The following is an 18311-nucleotide window of genomic DNA, read 5'->3' as shown; positions in this document are numbered from 1 at the left end:
CTCCAAAATCATGTCTGCAATTCCAAGAAAAAAGCAGCAGCCCCTTGCCTTACACCAAAGAGTCCGCTGCTGCCTTCACGTTGTACACACCTTATTTAAGCCTGGAGATAGTAAGTGTACAACACCTGTGTACCTTTCTCGTCCATGCCATTCTTCGATATTTCCTGATACAGAGATTCAGCAAGAGCCAGTCCAGGGGTTTTCATGCCCATCGCTTGAGCTGATTCGAGAGCAATTCCCATGTCTTTGATAAAATGTTTCACGTAAAATCCAGGCTCATAATCGCCTTTGATCATGCGCGGACCAAGGTTGCTGAGAGACCAGCTTCCAGCTGCGCCTGTCGCAATACTTTTCAGCACATTGTCCGCGTCCAGTCCCGACGTCTTGGCATAGGCGAGTGCTTCGCATACGCCCAGCATGCCAGAGGCGATGGCAATCTGGTTGCACATTTTGGTATGCTGCCCGGCGCCTGGCTTGCCCTGAAGCACAATATTGGTGCCCATCTGCTCAAAAATCGGACGCACCGCTTCAAAAGCTTCCGCGTCACCACCCACCATAATGGACAGCCTGCCGTCCCGTGCGCCGATATCGCCGCCGGATACAGGCGCGTCCAGTGCATGCAGCCCCTTGGCTGCTGCTGCCTCCGAGATGCGTGCAGCCAGCAGCGGACTGGAGGTGGTCATGTCAATCAGGTAAGAGCCTGGTTTCGCGTGAGCCACAAGCCCGTGTTCCCCGAGATAAATCTCTTCCACATCTTTCGGATAACCCACCATTGTAATAATTACATCACACACTTCTGCCAATGCAGCTGGTGTTTCGTGCCAGACAGCCCCTTCATTCACCAGTTCTTCTGCTTTGGCAGCTGTACGCGTGTATACGTGAAGTGCATATCCTGCGCGCTGGATATGACCGGCCATACTTTTGCCCATAACGCCAGTTCCAATAAAGCCTACTTTCGTCTCTTCAGGTGATTTTACCGATTGTGTCATTGCAGGTTTCCTCCCTGTACTTGAGTGTTATATGTGCTCGTCTATAATTCCATGAGCTTCAGTCCAACTTTTCAACTTCAAACTTCAACTTCAATTTCACTTCAACTTCTATGGACGCAGGTGGTAAAACGCTTCTCGCATTCCTGTAACGATCTCCAGAAACGCTATTTGGGCCATATCACCCAGCTTTATTTTCTAACGATCACAGGAGAGCTTATTTGGAGAATTCGATGTGAAAATGGGCATTCCTCGCGTGTTTTCAGCTAAATAAGGTTTCTGGGAATCGTTACAATTTCTGAAGGTCTTATTTTGCTCCAATAAGCTCATCTGGAATCGTTAAAATAAATAGGCTTCGTGGGGAACGCTGCATACCACATCCAATACCCGAAACCTCGTACTCCAACTTTAATCGGGTTATTAAGCCGTTTGAGCTCTTGATATCTACTCTTTCTTCATCCTGCACTATCATCCTGCACTACACAGCTCGTCCAAACGTTACTCGATCCTATATGTTATATGTTATAGCTTTCTCCCCGGCCCGTCTATCTCGGGCTGCGTTTTCTGTGAAAAAAACTGAAAAGCGAATCATTTTCTCATAGACTGTACAACCTAACGGAAACGTTGTGAAGCGGAAGGGAGATTCGCATGGGGCAGGATAAAGGACAGATTACAATCTGGTTATCCATTTCAATTATTTTACTCAGCGCAGGGCTGGTCTGCCATGTCTTGTCCATCCCGGCTATTCTGGATGCAGCAGGTCGTGATGGTTGGCTGTCTGTGCTTGCAGCAGCACCGCTATTTATGCTTTTTCTGGCTATGATGTTTATCATTATGCGCCGTATTCACGGGCAGCGGCTTCCGGACTGGATTGCAAGGGAATTTGGTCACGTAACTGCTTGGATTTTTCGCATTACCGCAGCTCTGCTGCTTTTTTCGCTGGGAACACATGCGTTATATGAAACAACCAACTGGACCGTATCGACTTACCTTCCTTTTACGCCAACCTATGTGCTCGCTGGTGCCGGTGCTTTGGTTGCTGCCTGGTCCGCTGCCAAAGGGATTCGCTCGATTGCGATGACCTCCAGCATTCTGTTACCATTTGTCATTGTGCTCGGGTACTTTGTGATGTCTGCCAATATGAAATACAAGGACTATAGCCAACTGTTTCCTATGATGGAGCATGGCTGGACTCCCGTGTTGCGGGGTGCAATCTACTCTTTGGCGGGGCTGATGGAAATCTGGATTCTGATGCTATTTCAGCATGAGATCAAGAGCAAGTTTCGCTGGTGGCATATTCTTCTTCTAGGCATCTTTATGATCAGTATGGCTGTCGGCCCCACGATGGGCGCTATTGTGGAATTTGGGCCAGAAGAGGCGGCCAAGCAACGTAATAGTCCATTCGAACAGTGGAAGCTGGTTAATATTGGAAAGTTGTTTCAACACGTTGATTTTCTATCCATCTATCAGTGGCTCAGCGGAGCTTTTGCTCGTATGGCGATCTCCATGTACCTGATTGTTGATCTGCTCAACTTCCGCAGACCCAGGAAACGATACATTGCCATCCTCTGTGTCACACTGCTGATGTGTGCTTTGGCCATTCAATGGTGGCGCATTGATTATGTCGATTATTATGTGAACCACATTCAATTTCCTGTCATGCTGTCATACGTCTCCATCGTCACCATTTTGCTTACACTGGCTGCTCTACTACATAAAAAGGACAAGGAGGAACCTGCTCATGGCCCTTCCACCACGAACGACACCAATCCATCCAGAGGATAAGGTTTTCCGCATCACACAGCATCATCTGAAGACCTTTTTCTCCGGGTCAGATGATGTCATTATCGACAGTCATACCCTTGGAGATGGGCAAACGAAGCTGCTAATGGCCTACTGCAGCGGTATGGTGGATACACAGGTGATCTATGACATCATCCTGCCCGAACTCAAACGAACCTATGAATTGACTCGTTTCATGCGTTTGTCCGATATAGAAAAGCATATCAGTCTGGAATGGAACATTGTGGATACACAGGACCCGCAATATGGCGCGGACCTGATATCACTTCGTGTTTTTGAAGGGCATCTTCTCATCGGTCTCCCCTCGCTTCAAGCGATGTGGAGTATGGATATTTCCAACATGCCAACACGAACTCCAGAAGAATCTACAACCGAGGTATCCATTCGCGGAGCAAGGGATGGCTTCATTGAACCTTTGGCGGTAAATGTCGCCTTGATCCGCACCCGGCTGCGAACAGCCGATCTGGCTTGTAACATTGAACTGATCGGTTCATTGTCTGCAACCAAGGTAGCGTTGATGTATATGAAAAATGTAGCCAACCCCGGGCTGATTGATGATGTAAAGCATCGTCTGCGCACCATCCAGACCGAGCGTCTGATGACAGCGAACGAACTGGAGGAGTTATTATCTCCTGCCAAGATCACTTTGTTTCCATTAACGCATTACACGGGAAGACCTGATTTCGCAGCAGAATGCTTGCTGAACGGTCGCTTTATTCTCATTGTCGATGGCAACCCGAGCGCCATTATCGGGCCTGTTAATCTGTTTCTTCTGCTCAAATCCCCAGAGGATGCAAGCTTTCCTTTTCTATCGGTTAATATGGGGCGTATGCTGCGATTCATCGGTCTGTTTGTCACCCTGTTTCTTCCAGGGTTTTATATTGCACTGACCTCTTTTCATATGGACCAGATTCCTTTCCCCCTTGTGGCAACGATCTCTGCAGGCCGAATGGGGCTGCCGATGGAGTCCGGTGTGGAAATGTTTCTGATCATGCTGCTTATGGAATTATTCCGTGAGGCCGGGGTTCGTTTGCCAAGTGCCATCGGTCAGACACTGACTGTTGTGGGCGGTCTGATTATTGGTGACTCCGCCATCCGGGCAGGCATGGTTTCGCCGCTGATGATTGTTGTCATTGCCTTGACAATTGTAGCCGGTGCAACCATTGTCAATCAGGTTATGATCAGTTCGATCCTGATTCTGCGTTTCCTGTGCTTTATCCTTGGAGCTACACTAGGAATCTACGGATTCATTCTGTCCATGATTCTGTTTCTGGTCTATTTGACAGATCTGAAATCCTTCGGCATCCCGTATCTGACCCCCTTATCACCGCTTAACATCAGGCAAGCCTTTGTGTCCCTGTTCAAAATGCCAACCAGTCTCCGAAAACGCCGTCCTGTCTATCTGGAGACACAGAAGCCGAGCAAGCAGGGTAAAAGAAAATGAGCCGATTCCTTGCACGCTGCCTGCTGACAATGCTGAGCCTGTCTCTTTGCCTCATGACAACCGGATGCTGGAGCTCTTACGAAATTCAGCAGGTCGATTACGCCAAAGCCATCGGTGTTGAATACAAGGACGGCATGTATCACCTCTATGTACAAACACTCGACTTCTCCAGTGTGGCAAAAAGTGATAATTCCAGCAAAACGTCCCAAGCTCCGCCAATCTGGGTAGGCCATGCTGAAGGCCCAACGATGAGCCTTGCCATGAATGAATTGTGGCGTGCCTCACAGCTTCACATCGCATGGGGGCATGTCACCGCCATCGTGTTGGCTGAGAGTGTGCTGAACAACAAGCATATTAAGGACGTATTTGATATGATGGGTCGTTTCCCGGAAGCACGTTACACAACTTGGGTGTACGGGACCAAAGATTCTCTGTTGGACATTCTCAGCACCGCGTCCATCTACAATCTGTCACCGCTGGACAGTGTGCTGCATAACCCGCTACCCAGCTATCTGGAAAATTCCTTGTTTAAACCTGTACTCAGCTTCGAGCTAATTGCAACACACAATGATCCGGCAACGACAACGTATCTGCCTGCCATTTCCTTGAATAAAGATCTGTGGCTCCAGAACAAAAAGAAACATGAGCTGTTCCTGATTGAAGGCGCCTTTTTCGAGCGGATGGGTGAGAAATTCGAGTTCCTGCCTAAAAGTCAGCTGCCTGGTTATCACTGGCTGGTCAAAGGTATGCGCCGAGCCCCTTTGCTTATTCAAAAAGATGATGTCATCTATGGGGCACTCAGTGTAGGGTTGCCTACAATCAAGATCAAGCCGATTATACGGGGAGAAAAGGTTACGTTCAAAATAGATGCCAAATACCTGACTGCCTTGTATGAATACCTTGTGCCTATGTCTTATGATGAAATGACCCGGGTTAGCGAGGAAACAATCAAAAAGCAGATCATGGAAACATACCGTAACGGTTTGAAGCGAGGGGTGGATGTGTATGGTTTGCAGGAGCACTTGTACCGCAAAAACCCGAAGCTGTGGAACAAGCTGAGCGGTGATGGGGAAAACTTGATTCTCACCGAGGATTCCATTGAAGAGTTAAACGTTCACCTCACGATCCCATATACAGGCCGCTATAAACGGAAAGTGTGACAAATAAAGATGCAAAGCCCTTTCCCGGTGCATGACAAACATGTACGGGAAGGGCTTTATCTATAGGTTATCTATTTGTCAGACCTAAGGTATCTAAAAAAAGATTTTTTACCATGTATTAAATGTACTAATGTTTAACTGCGATTGCCTCAATCTCAATCATCATTTCCTCGTTAATTAGTCTACGAACTTCAACCGCTGAACTTGCAGGTGGATATACTGTATTAATATATCGGTCCCGAATTTCACGTACGGTAGCCATCTGACTCATATCGGTTAAGAAGAAGGTTAACTTAGCTACATTATGAAAATTGACCCCGGCTGCTTCCAAAGCAAGCTTAATGTTTTCGAAGACCTGTGTTGTCTGAGCGGCCAGATCACCGGCACCGACTAATTGCCCTTCTTTATTTAGCGGTACTTGTCCCGAAATATAAATTGTCACATCGCTTCTGGTTTCTACTACATGAGTGTAACCAAAGGTTGGTGGCAAGTTCTCTGGATTCTTAAATTGCATTCGTTCATTGGCTGACATTGGCCCCGCTCCCTTCAAATTGTCTTGCTCTCAGACGTCTTTGTTGCAGCTCAACCAAGCCACACACCAGTATCAAAGGCACCAGACACATCCCCATCCATAGATAGCTGCTTGCAATACCAACTGACTTGGTTAATGGCTCTGTAATCATTGGAGAGAAAAATTGCCCCAGAAATGAAAATAAAGCCATCATTCCTATCGCCCGTCCTTTGAGTATAGCCGGGACTACAGAAAGTAACCAAGCATTCATATTAGGTAGAAGTGTACCAAGCCCTAAACCAATCATGACAAGTGCAACGATCATGACATAATAACCTGTCGCTAAAGACAGCAATACATAAGCCACGACAACAAGGGAGAGTGCCAGCATCGTAATCCACTCAAACGTCAGTTTTTTTCGAAGCCGATGATATTGAGAAGACACGATCCCCCAGCTTAAACCGACCAAAGCTAGCAAACCACCTGCTCTCACACTGTTTCCATCAGAAAATGACTGTACGTAAAATGGAAGATATACCGGTACCATGAAGTAAACAACCATATTTATGAACGCGATAATACATACAAATGCTGTCTTGATTTTTGGCATGTTTTCTTTTCCTGTTACTTGTGAGGTCACATTGGCTCGAGACCGGTCCACCCGTGTTTCGGTAACAAGCCAGATCGCTGCAGGCAGAATCAGGAGCGAAACAGTATAGATCAGAAATGGCAAACGCCAATTGATGTCTGCAAGCACACCACTAAAAGAAACAAAAAATACATTACCAACCGCCATAAAAAGTGACTGCCTTCCCATTGAAGTCGCCAGCTTGGAATCATGTGCGTAGTCTCCAATCAGTGCAGTAGCGCTTGTTGTGAGGGCAGCTACTGATATACCCAAAACGAAGCGGCTAATTAGAATTAAGGTCAACGAGGTAAGGAAAAAACCTGAAATGCCCGAAATTCCGTACAAAAGCAGTGCAGCAATCAATATTCTCTTACGTCCCCAACGATCGATAACAAAGCCCGTTAAAGGACCGAAGATACCTGCCGATAGGGCAGGTATGGTCATTGAAATCCGAACCAGAAAATCACCGTTTGGAGTATGTCCAAAAAAGTTAGCCATCTGAGGAAGACTAGGTGCAATTGCTGTTGTTCCAATGATCGTAATCATACTGGCCAGCATAAGAGTCAGATCACGCACCGCAATCCAAAAACTCGTGTTCTTTGCCTTCATTGGACTTCCACAATAAAGCTTGTTATGATTTCGGTTAATTGTTCTGGCTTGTCGAACTGCACAGCATGTCCAGCTTCCAGCATCTCCATCCGAATTACTGATGATTTGACCCGCTCCTGTACAAGTTGCTTGACTGACTCATTATCCACCAAGCGCTCCTTATTTCCAAACACCACCAGCATAGGCAACTTTTTAATCTCGGACAATGCGAGATGTGACCAGTCCGCTAGTTCAGACCAAACTTTATACGTACTCTCCGTAACTTTCCATAAACGAAGTTCATCATTTAAGACATATTCATGCCAATCTGTGTTATCCGTGAAATCTGTAGACTGGAGTGGAACAGGCATGAATGCATGGTTCGGTTCAGGGTTCAGATTGAATTCCTTGATAACTTCGAACATGGCATGCTTTGTCAGTCTCAGAACATCACCATAACGCTCCTGGAATGCAAAGCCTGGAGCAATCATCAAGAAGGAAGAGAGCACCCCCTCCTTCTCCAGCACCGAAGCTACGATTGCGGCCACCTGAGCACCAAAACACCAGCCTGCGAGGTGAATGCGGGTATAGGAGCCCTCAAACGCTCGAATAAAAGAAACCATATCCTCAATCTCTCTCTCTTTCGATGGGAGGTGTCCACGGTCTATTGCATTCAGGCCGGAACCTCGACGATCGACAGCGATGAAAGAAATCTTTGAGTTTGAACTGAGCCTTTCACCTATTGGACTTTGCCACTCTGAATGGCTGATGCCGCCATGCAACAGAATGATTACATCTTCACCTTGGGGTTGCCCCCAGAGCCGGTAGTGAGTCTCGTAACCATCCGACTGTAAATGCTTCTGGATAACCGCTTCTTGAAATTGAATCATCTTGTCATCTCCTCTTCCGTTTTCCAAAACGGGACTAATTTCTGAATGCTATGCTCAACAAGAGCATCAGCATCTTCGATCATTCGGGTGTAGACTGTGTCATACATCTTACCGATCGTCTGCAAATGCCGTTGCGACAACTTACGACCATCCGAGTTCAACGTCAAGACAAGTGTGTTATCCAGATCATGCCCCATGTTGGCCAACAGTTTAAAATCGGTATGCTCAAACCATTGCACATCCAGTAGTGCAGGATCAGAGTAGTGTTCAAAATGCGTATAATTGAAAATGGTCTCGAACAATCGCTCCTGCCCCATATCCTCCTGAATGCTTGTGAGCGGATAACGTCTATAAGGCAGGTAACGTCGTTCTGTCTCAAAGGCTCCCAGAATCAAATCACTCCATGTTTGAGTGCTGATCTCCTGCCGAAACGGTACAAAGTTCAGAAACATCCCCAAAATCTTTTCTCCTTCTTCTTCTTCCGGTCTTCCATTGGCAAATACCCCTGTAAGCACATCCTTCTCTGTGCAGCAATGGCTCATAACTGCCAGGTGACCGGCGAGAAGCACATGTTTCACAGGAACGCCCAAATGTTTTGCTAAAGTATGAAGGTTCTCTTGCACATTGGAATTAAAGCTCACCTTTGTCTCGCTCCATCTCTCTGTGTTTTCCTCTAAATGCGGCGAGAATAATGTGTTATAGCGGGAATTGTGCAACTCCTTCAACCAGAATTCTTTCATCTCCTTAGAGGACTGGCTCTTTTGTTCAATTTTTACATAGTCCCGATATCTCAGTGTCATGGGTTGTGGACGTTCGTGTTCACCAAACGAAATCGTCTGACGATACATCTTAATCAATTCATTAATGAACAAGGACAAGCTCCATCCATCGATCACGGCGTGATGAAAACTTAGAGTCAGTTTGAAATCCTCTGCGCCCCAGCGGTGTACATAAAACCTGATCCATCCCCTTTGGGAAGGTTCAAACCTTACACCTTTCTCCATTTCGAACCAAGTGTGAAAAGACTTCGCACGTTCTTCCTCAGGTAAAAAGCTTATATCTTCAACTTCAAGCTGAAGTTGAACCGAATCATATACCAATTGCATCGGGCAAGAATAACCTTTTAAATCAAAGGAAGTACGGAATATTTCATGTTCCACTGAGAGCACCTCTAGACAATACCGCAGTTCATTTTCCTGAAAAGGAAGGCCCAGATGATACGTAAAAACATCGTGATAAACAGACTGTTTCAGGTCAATACGATGCTTGTTAATCATGTACTGTTGCATTGCAGTGATCGGGTATGCATCCACTACATCTGGCTGGAACGACTTGTCTTTCATAGGAATCAGCTCAAAAGGAGACACTGGGGTTTGCTGTTTCTCTAACTCTGTATAAGAACTGTGTTCGGCCAGTTGTTGAATCGTTGTTTTCTCAAAAATATCCTGCAAACTGAGCCCTATACCCATTCGTTTAGCCTTGGCAACCACTCGAATGGCAATGATTGAGTCCATTCCAAGCCTCATGAAATCATCATCTATCGAAATCTTTTTCATGTTGAGCACCGATGAAATTATTTCAGCGAGATTAGCTTCAAGAGCGGTACGAGGTGCAATATACACGTTGTTCCCTTCGATCAAATGGGAATTCCTGTGCGCCCCATTACGGATTCTTTTCCTGCGGCTTGCTGCTTGGGACAGACCGGATACTTCTCTATCTGACAATGCGTCACTAGTAACTTCTTGGAACAATTCCAGGTATTTCTGCACGAGTTTGTGCTCCACATGGGCAACATCATAGTTAATGGTTAAGCGCATTTGACCCAAAAAGTGATCTTGATGTGCGTGTACGACGACAGGAATATTGGTCTGTTCGAAGTAGCGAGCATTAGATATTTTCACAGTATTGCCTTCCATCTCTTCATATACATGAAAATCTGTATAGTTAAATGCCACATCAAACAATGCTTTATGCCCGCTCTGCTTTACAATCTCAGCAAGGGGGTATCTGCGGTATCGTATGGTCTTCTGCTCAAGTTCAAACACCCTCTGAAAGATAGACGGCCATAGATCAGAGGACAATTCGATCGTCAACGGAATCGTATTCAGGAAAAGTCCAGCCATCTCTTCTGATCCCTGCATTTCAGGACGACCATTGACCACAAGACCGGTCGTGACATGGCGATCCCCAACCATGCGACTCAGAACATGGAAATGTATGGCAAGAAGTACACTTTTGATCGGCAGGTTGAACTCATGTGCAGCATTCTTTAATTGAACACTTTGTTGTTCGGATATCACCTGTTCCCGAGAAGCTATAACACCAGGTTTCCAATTCAAAGGGGTGTCAGATTTAACAAAGCTCATTCCTGATGTTCCACTACTGATGTTTGACATCCAGAATTGCCTATGTGCTGGGTCATTCATCGACTTCCGTTCAAGAGCTATATACTGGCTGTACAACAGCTGCTCTTGCTTCAGGGCGATATCTGCTCTTGCCGATCCCTTCACTAGCTCTGCATAAGCTTTACAGAAATCACGGAGGATCAGAGCCACACTCCAGCCATCCAGAATCGCATGATGGAAGGATAGCCCCAGACTGAAGAGTTGATTTGAGCGGATGTGAATGTGCACCCGGTAGAGTGGTGCTTTCGTAAAATCAAATTTTCGCTTCTTTTCATTTTCCATCCATAGTTGGATCGTTCTCTCCTGTTCAGATTCAGCCAGATAACGGATGTCCGTCAGTTCAACGGATGGCTCCACTTCAGAATAAATAAGTTGGAGAGGCTCATTAAATGTATCGAGGTCAAACGCTGACCTTAACTGCGGACGGTTACTTGCAACTGCTCGGAGTGCCTCCAAAACCAATTCACTGTATACGGGTGCTTCAATGTCGTAAGCAAAAATGTCATGATAAACGGGAGATTCCGCGTGAAGCATGGAGTGATAGATCATCCCGGCTTGAAGCGTTGCGAGCGGCCATGCATCTTCGATCCCCGCACCAAGCTGCTCACGGCAGGTCTGGTCAACAAGCATGAAAGGCATATTGATTTCATCCATTCCTGGTTCGGTCGTTATCAACTTTTTCGCCAGCTGTTGAATGGTCGGATTTGCAAAAATCTCATGTATCTCCACATGATAACCTAGTTCCCGCAGTTTCGCAGATACTCGAATACTCAAGATCGAATCTCCGCCAAGACGGAAGAAGTTTGTTGTGATGCCAATCTGATCTTGACCAAGTACTTCCCGCCAGATCTGAAGCAACAAGTGTTCTTGCTCTGAGGAGGGTTGCACGATATCCTCGGTCAGATCGGCACCTGCAAAAGGATCAGGAAGCAGACTCCGATTCAGCTTCCCATTTGCTGTTGTTACGAGCTGGGGCACTTGGACAAAGACACGGGGTACCATAAATTCCGGCAGCTGATCAGCAACCCATTCCTTGCCCTTTTGCGGATTGAACTCATCAGCTACTACATACGCACACAGCATCTTGGTCCCGTTGGCTTCATGCACCACAACTGCTGCGTCCTTCACGCCCTGTAAAGATCGGACAACAGCCTCAATCTCACCAAGCTCGATACGAAATCCTCTCAGTTTGACTTGGTTATCAATGCGGGTCAGGTACTGTATCTGACCATCTGGAAGATAACAGGCCAGATCACCTGTTTTGTAGAGCCTCGCTCCGGGTTCTATAGAAAAAGGATCGGGAACGAATGCTTTCTCTGTCAGTTCATCGCGATTGTGATAACCTCGTGCCAGAGCAAGCCCGCCAATGTACAGTTCTCCCGGAGTTTTGATAGGCTGAATCTGCATATACGGGTCTAACACATAGAGTCTAACGTTATCGATTGGTTTGCCAATCGGCACGACATTTCCGGGATAGTCAAGGGTGCAGGGCCAGTAAGATACATCGATTGCTGCCTCTGTTGGACCATAAAGATTATGCATCTCACAAGTCAGCGTCTCCATGAACTTCTTGACTGCGGAGTAAGGCAATGCCTCTCCGCTGCAAAAGACGAGGCGAAGTGAGCCGCAGTAATCTGCCAGGTTTTCTTCTTCAAGAAAAACATTCAGCATGGACGGAACGAAGTGCATAACACTTACGTGTTTCTCCTGAATGATTTGTTTCAAATAGTCCGGATCACGGTGCCCACCCGGTTCCGCCATCACAATCCGCGCACCAAACATCAATGGCCAGAAAAACTCCCAGACCGACACATCAAAACTGAATGGAGTCTTTTGCAAAATGTGATCTTCACCTGTTAACTGATAAGCATTCTGCATCCAGTACAGCCGATTAAATAATGCCTCATGTCGGTTGACAACACCTTTTGGACGGCCAGTCGATCCTGAAGTGTAGATCATGTAACAAGCTGAATCCGGACCCAATTCATGCTTTACATTGGACTCGTCCAAACCCGACAAATCCAGTTCGGCAAGAGTAATAACCTGGGTATCGAATGTTGCCAGCGCCTCAGTATGGTGCGCTTGTGTTAAAATAAGCGGAACACCTGAGTCATCAATCATATAGCGGATTCGGTCAGCAGGATACTCCGGATCAATTGGAACATAGGCCAAGCCTGCCTTCATGATGGATACCAAGGCAACAACCATCTCGATTGAGCGATCCATGTAAACGCCGATAAATTCCCCTTTTGTCTCCTGTCTGCTACGCAGGAATCTAGCTACCCGATTCGTCCAATTATTCAGCTCATTGTAGGTTAACGAATGCTTCCTGAATTGGACTGCCACGCTCTCGGGTGTCCGTGCTGCTTGTGCCTCAATCATGTCAATGACATTGCTTTTCGGGTAATCAACGTTGGTATTATTCCATACGTCAAGGATCAAGCTTTTCTCTTCATCAGGAATAATAGATACACGTGATACTTTCACATCCAGATCCATAGCCAAGTGATCCAGCAAATGTGAATAGTGATTCATGATCCTTTCAATTGAACTTTCATCAAACAGGTCCGTATTATATTCAACCTCAAATTCGAAGTCTTCCCCCACATCGCTGACATAGAGAAGCAAATCAAATTTGGCACCCGTACGTTTGAATGGTACTGGTTTGCAGATGATCTCATCACCGAGTTGTAACTCTGGCTTTTTTCCGAGGGACGTCATCATTGTTTGAAACACGGGATTGTAGCTGGTGTCGCGCTCCATATTGAGGCTCTCTAACACCTTAGGATAAGGTGCATCCTGGTATTGCAGCATTTCAAGCGACCGATCAGATACTTGCATGACTAGCTCTCGAAACGTCATCTCCCCGTCCAGTGACAACGCAATCGCTGCAGTATTTACAAAACAGCCGACCGTACCGAAGTAATCGTAATCATCACGATTAAGAACGGTTGTTCCAATGGTTATCGCATTTTGGCTGCTGTACCGATGCAGGAGAAGTGCATATGCAGACATCATAACGGCAAACTCTGTTGTGCCCGCCGCTTGAGATTTTTTATCGATTAGAGCCGAAATCTTGCTTTTGGAAAACCTGATTGTATAGGTCGAGCCTCGAAATGTTTGCTGCGAAGGTCTAATTCGATCCACCGGCAGGTTGAGCAAATCAGATCTGTCCTGAAGCAGACTCTTCCAGTACTCCACTTTCTCTTGGAACACCCCTTGTTCATAATCCTGACGTAATTGTGAGACATAATTATAATACGAGGTCACAGGCAGATGAGCGGCTAGCTCACCTGAGCGGCACAAGGCAATATAACTTTTACCTATCTCGCTTAAAATCACTCCCATACTCCATCCATCTATAACGATATGGTGAGCCGTAATACCAAGTACGTATTCATCCTTAGTGACCTTGACTATAATGGCTCGAATTAGTGGGCCATTCGCGAGATCAAACCGCCGACCATATGTATCGGTAATTCTTCTCTCTGCCTGCTCACGAGCTTTCTCAGGAATTAAATGTTGCAGATCGACAATCTCTACAAACTCGGGTATGTTATCATGAACAATTCCCTTTAAGCCATCTACTGTCTCCACAAACGTTGTACGTAAAGACTCATGACGTTCAACCAAGTGGTGCATAGACCGAATGAGCAACTCCATATCTAGATGCCCTTTTAATTGAAAAACAAGTGGCTCATTATACGCCGGGCCGCTTTCTCTACTCATGCGTTCAAGCAACCAGAGCGTCTCTTGGGTATAGGAAACCTTCATTAGCTCAACCCTCCAATCGGTAATTCAATTTTTTTCTTTTGATCTCGATCACTCTTTCGTGTCTCAACGGCCTCTGCAATCACATCAATCCGACGTAGCTTAAACACATCCGTTGGTGTCAGGTAAATGCCTTCCCGTTTACATAACGCCAATATTTTCAGAGCAGCGAGGGAATCGCCGCCTAAATCGAAGAAGTCATGTTGTATTCCGACTTCAGAGATCCCCAGCACATCCGACCAGATTTTCGTCATCGCCACTTCAGTTCTGTTTCGCGGAGCAATGTAATTTCCACCTTGTGTCTGTTCATTAACATCCGGCTTGGGAAATTGACGGCGATCTACTTTTCCATTTGGCATCAGAGGCAACTCATTAAGGTAAACATAATAAGAAGGCACCATATATTCAGGTAACTTATCACTAAGGAACTGACGCAACTCCCGGGTTTCGGGATGTTCCCCTTTGCAGCAGACAACATAAGCAACTAACAGCGGATGTCCAGGCTTGTCTTCACGCAGCAGAACAACCGCTTGCAGTATGTCTTCATGCAGCTGAAGTACAGCCTCAATTTCTCCCAATTCAATACGCAATCCACGCAGTTTGATCTGATCGTCCATTCGAGCCAAAAATTCGAGGGCACCGTTCGGTAACATCCGAACGAGATCGCCTGATTTGTATATTTTCTCACCCTTTGCAAAAGGATGATCCAAGAATCGCTCCGCCGTTAACTCAGGACGATTGAGATATCCGAGTGCAAGACATGCTCCACCAATGTACAATTCACCAGCAGTTCCTTGAGGAACTGGTGAAAGGAACTCATCCAGGACATAAAGCTTCACATTGGCAATTGCACGTCCAATCGGTACAACGTGCCCGTCACTGCCACGCTCTGCAACCCAGTAGGTAGAATCAATACAGCACTCCGATGGACCATAGAGATTAATCAGAACTACATTGGGTAAGAGATTTTGTAATTTGTCTTGCAAGTTCCTTGTTAACTGCTCTCCTCCAACAAATAAACGGGACAATGTCGTGCAACTCTCGAAATCCGCCTGTTCTAAAAGCATGTTCAGCATCGTAGGTACCACCTGCATAACTGTAATACCACGATTCTGTATCTCCTGCACCAGACTTGCCGGATCCAAAAGCGGCGTTTCTTGTGCCGGGAAGACCAGTTGAGCACCTGCGATCAAAGGAGCGTAAAACTCCCAGACCGACGCATCAAAGGAAAACGCTGTTTTTTGCAAGACACGATCCGAAAAAGTCAGTGGGAATTCCTTTTGCATCCATTGCATATGATTACAGATTGCTGCATGTCCCATCACAATTCCTTTAGCCTGACCTGTAGAACCTGACGTATAAATGACGTAAGCTGGTTGTTCTCCTGTAACCTGTAAATTGAGATTAGACTTATGTTCCTCTTCCAAGTAAGTAGTGAGATTATCATCAAGCAGAATTACTTCTACGGATTGACCTGCAAATTGCGCAGCAAAATCTTGTTGCGTTAACAAAAGTTTAGTTTGAGAATCCTGCAGCATGTAAGCAATACGATCTATCGGGTAAGCAATGTCAAGTGGCAAATATGCCCCTCCTGCCTTGAGTACAGCGAGCATCCCGACAATCATATCGACTGAACGTTTGCAAGCAATGCCTACAATGCAGCCAGCTGATACTCCTTTGGCTTGTAAAGCATATGCTAAGCCGTTAGCCCGATTGTTCAATTCTTGATAGGTTAATGTCCGTTCACCACAGAGGACAGCGACCTGATCTGGAGTCTTCGCCGCTTGAATTTCGAACAACCGATGCAAAGCTTGCTCATTTGAAAAGGTTACATTCGTTTCATTCCAGTCAAAAAGCAGCTGCCTCTGTTCCTTCTGGCTAATAAGTGTGGCATAGCCAATTGGAGAATCAGTTTTTCCTAACACATGTACAAGTAACTGTTCGAAATACCCCCTTAATCGCTCCGCATCATCATCTTTCAGTATATTCGCATTGTAGTGAAGCTCGATAAGTAATCCCCCATCCGCTTGTTTGCTTCCTGAGAGACGTATATCGAATAGATCCGCACAGATTCTTTGACGTAAAACGGTTAACGTCAAATTACCTGTAATGTGACTCTTCTGTAGTTCCGCAAAGTCGTATCCGAAGGGGAAATAAGCCACATCCGTATCTGTTTTCAAATGCTCCCAAGAAAAACTGTCCAGCCACTTAGAGCACTCTTGTACCGTAGTTTTCAGCATTCTTAATATTGAACGAAAAGACTCTTCTCTCTCAATATGCACTTCTAATGGTAAATATCTTCCCTGCCGGCCGATGTCATGCTGTACCTTCTCATTAGAGCCCTCATTAAAAAAGGTACCAATTACGAGAGGTTCTCTCGTCAACATTGCTAAGAGTGTTTGCCAGGCTGCCATAAGTACAATAGATAACTCTGTTTTTTCAACTTTGGCCAAACTATCCATTTTGAGCCTTGTTTCTGCGGGAACTTCCCAAGTCAACGAACGCAATGTAATGTTGGAATTCTCCTTTGAAGTATCAGCAAAAGGTAAATGCGTTTTAAGACTTGTGTTGAAATCCTGGATTTTCCAATAATTTCGTCCGTTTTCTCTTGTTTCTAAGTCTGAAAATCCTTCTTTCGATACAATATGAGGAAGATTCCGCTCCTCGTGAGACATAGCATGACCTGCAAGCCTTGCATACGTTTGAGATAACTTTTCGATAAACACCTGCATTTCATTGCTAATCCACATCGTTGGCATCGTCATGATTAACACATACTTTTCCGGTAGAAGCTTGACTATTTGCGCTTGCAGCATCCCGGTTACACCGTAATCAAGAGCTTGCTCAGAAAACTCGACGAACAGATGATTCAAATATTTTTCTTGCTCGGCATTTGAATAAGAGTGCCCATCCAACTCCTGTTCTCTCCAATCGAAATGTTGAATACCCTTTGTTACTTGCACCCAGGACAGAAAATCTGTATCAGAAATTGACTCAGCCCATATACGTTTATTCCATGCTACCATTTCATCTAATGTGCTTTTCAACAGATTTGGCTCTACTTCCCCATCCAGTTGCAGCATAACTTGTGTCAGTAATGCTCCATATTCTTCAGGCTTCCATAATTCCAATATTTTTTGCTGCTGCATAGCAAGACGACATTCTTCGAATTTCTTCAACATCTTTTTAACTCCTCCATTCGGATGCTGAAAACAATAGAGATTTAAATCAAACCAAAATAACTAAATATATACATATATATGATATATATGTCACTATATCACAAGCCTAATGTCGAAGTAAGGAAAAAAATGTAATTAAATATATAATTAGAATCCTTTTTTTCTTTGAATTAACATTTTTTTGATTTTCGTTCGAATGCGTATTCTCATGCCTGATTGGACTCATTTCGTTGATCTGGAGAAACATTGCGAATTCAAGCATATTTTTGGAATCTACAGTTCACACTACCTTTAGAAAAATACGGAAGGAGTAACGGCATGAGTTTGAAAAAACAATTAGTCGCTATAGGAGCCATATTCGTATGTACATCCTTGGTATGGGGGTGTGGAAACGGGAACAATAATACCAGCCGATCTGCCGTAGATCAGCCTAGTCATAATGAACAGGCCCAAAGCTGGGGAGACCCTAAACGCCTGGAAGCCTCTCATCTTGAAGCACTTGAACGCATGGAGAAGGATCACATTCATCGCATGGTTTCCCTGAGCGTAAGTACGGATGAGGATCAGGTCATGACAACACTGGAACGTTCCAGTCAGAAACTTGAAGAGATGAGGCCACTCGCCGAGATGCTCCAGTATGACGGTCATCCTGCTTTACTACAACGAATTCAGGAAATGTCAGGAGATATTGAAGGCTCCAAGAATGCAGTGACCGAAATGAAAAGCAAACCTCAATCTGGAAAAATTAAAATCCAGTCTGCGAAGACGGATGCCCTGCAGCATATCAACAGTTTTCGTGACTACCATGAATATGTACAAGGTCAGGTAAAAATGATGAGTAAATAATTTTTAGCCGCTTGTATGCCACAGCCAACCACATATAAACTATCCATAGTTAGACTCGGAGCTTGTTTCCTCCTGATTCTAACTTTTTTTATTTCTT

At 45.4% G+C, this 18311-nt stretch carries 10 protein-coding genes; 4 read left to right on the top strand and 6 right to left on the bottom strand.

From position 1 onward, the window contains the following. Nucleotides 1–95 precede the first annotated feature (95 nt). Complete coding sequence (locus HNR77_RS22030) at nt 96–989, bottom strand: NAD(P)-dependent oxidoreductase (RefSeq protein ID WP_184189211.1); 894 nt, start codon at nt 987–989, stop codon at nt 96–98. Between the two features lie 645 nt (nt 990–1634). Between HNR77_RS22030 and HNR77_RS22025 the strand changes: the two genes are divergently transcribed. The 3 genes from HNR77_RS22025 to HNR77_RS22015 are packed head-to-tail and all read left to right on the top strand — an operon-like array spanning nt 1635 to nt 5393. Continuing rightward, on the top strand, nt 1635–2771 hold the full coding sequence (locus tag HNR77_RS22025) for a GerAB/ArcD/ProY family transporter (RefSeq protein ID WP_184189208.1): 1137 nt from the start codon (nt 1635–1637) through the stop codon (nt 2769–2771). After that, nucleotides 2728–4233, top strand: coding sequence for a spore germination protein (locus HNR77_RS22020; RefSeq protein WP_184189205.1), 1506 nt, complete (start codon nt 2728–2730; stop codon nt 4231–4233). Before HNR77_RS22025 ends, HNR77_RS22020 begins: the two co-directional genes overlap by 44 nt. Continuing rightward, complete coding sequence (locus tag HNR77_RS22015; RefSeq protein WP_184189202.1) at nt 4230–5393, top strand: Ger(x)C family spore germination protein; 1164 nt, start codon at nt 4230–4232, stop codon at nt 5391–5393. Before HNR77_RS22020 ends, HNR77_RS22015 begins: the two co-directional genes overlap by 4 nt. Before the next feature lie 127 nt (nt 5394–5520). Here HNR77_RS22015 and HNR77_RS22010 read toward each other — a convergent pair whose 3' ends face one another. Genes HNR77_RS22010 through HNR77_RS21990 form a run of 5 tightly spaced genes read right to left on the bottom strand, consistent with a single transcriptional unit; the run spans nt 5521 to nt 17368 of the window. Further along, nucleotides 5521–5925, bottom strand: a complete 405-nt coding sequence (locus HNR77_RS22010) for a RidA family protein (protein WP_184189199.1) — start codon at nt 5923–5925, stop codon at nt 5521–5523. Beyond that, a complete protein-coding gene (locus HNR77_RS22005; protein WP_184189196.1) occupies nt 5912–7141 on the bottom strand; it encodes an MFS transporter in 1230 nt (409 codons plus the stop codon). The genes HNR77_RS22010 and HNR77_RS22005 overlap by 14 nt, the downstream gene beginning before the upstream one ends. Continuing rightward, entirely contained in the window at nt 7138–8010 is an 873-nt protein-coding gene (locus HNR77_RS22000; RefSeq protein WP_184189193.1) for an alpha/beta fold hydrolase, read from the bottom strand. The genes HNR77_RS22005 and HNR77_RS22000 overlap by 4 nt, the downstream gene beginning before the upstream one ends. Then, the gene (locus tag HNR77_RS21995; protein ID WP_184189190.1) at nt 8007–14189 is read right to left on the bottom strand and encodes a non-ribosomal peptide synthetase; all 6183 of its coding nucleotides are present in this window, start codon (nt 14187–14189) and stop codon (nt 8007–8009) included. The genes HNR77_RS22000 and HNR77_RS21995 overlap by 4 nt, the downstream gene beginning before the upstream one ends. Then, nucleotides 14189–17368 (bottom strand): non-ribosomal peptide synthetase, encoded by a 3180-nt coding sequence (locus HNR77_RS21990; protein WP_184189188.1) that lies wholly within the window; start codon nt 17366–17368, stop codon nt 14189–14191. Before HNR77_RS21990 ends, HNR77_RS21995 begins: the two co-directional genes overlap by 1 nt. Before the next feature lie 318 nt (nt 17369–17686). Here HNR77_RS21990 and HNR77_RS21985 point away from each other — a divergent pair, with 318 nt between their 5' ends. After that, entirely contained in the window at nt 17687–18214 is a 528-nt protein-coding gene (locus HNR77_RS21985; protein WP_184189185.1) for a hypothetical protein, read from the top strand. The last annotated feature ends 97 nt before the right edge of the window (nt 18215–18311 follow it).

Source organism: Paenibacillus sp. JGP012 (genome assembly GCF_014203995.1).
Taxonomy (GTDB): Bacteria; Bacillota; Bacilli; order Paenibacillales; family Paenibacillaceae; genus Paenibacillus; species Paenibacillus silvae.
Note: the sequence above shows the minus strand (reverse complement) of the source record. Positions and strands in the feature narration are given on the sequence as shown.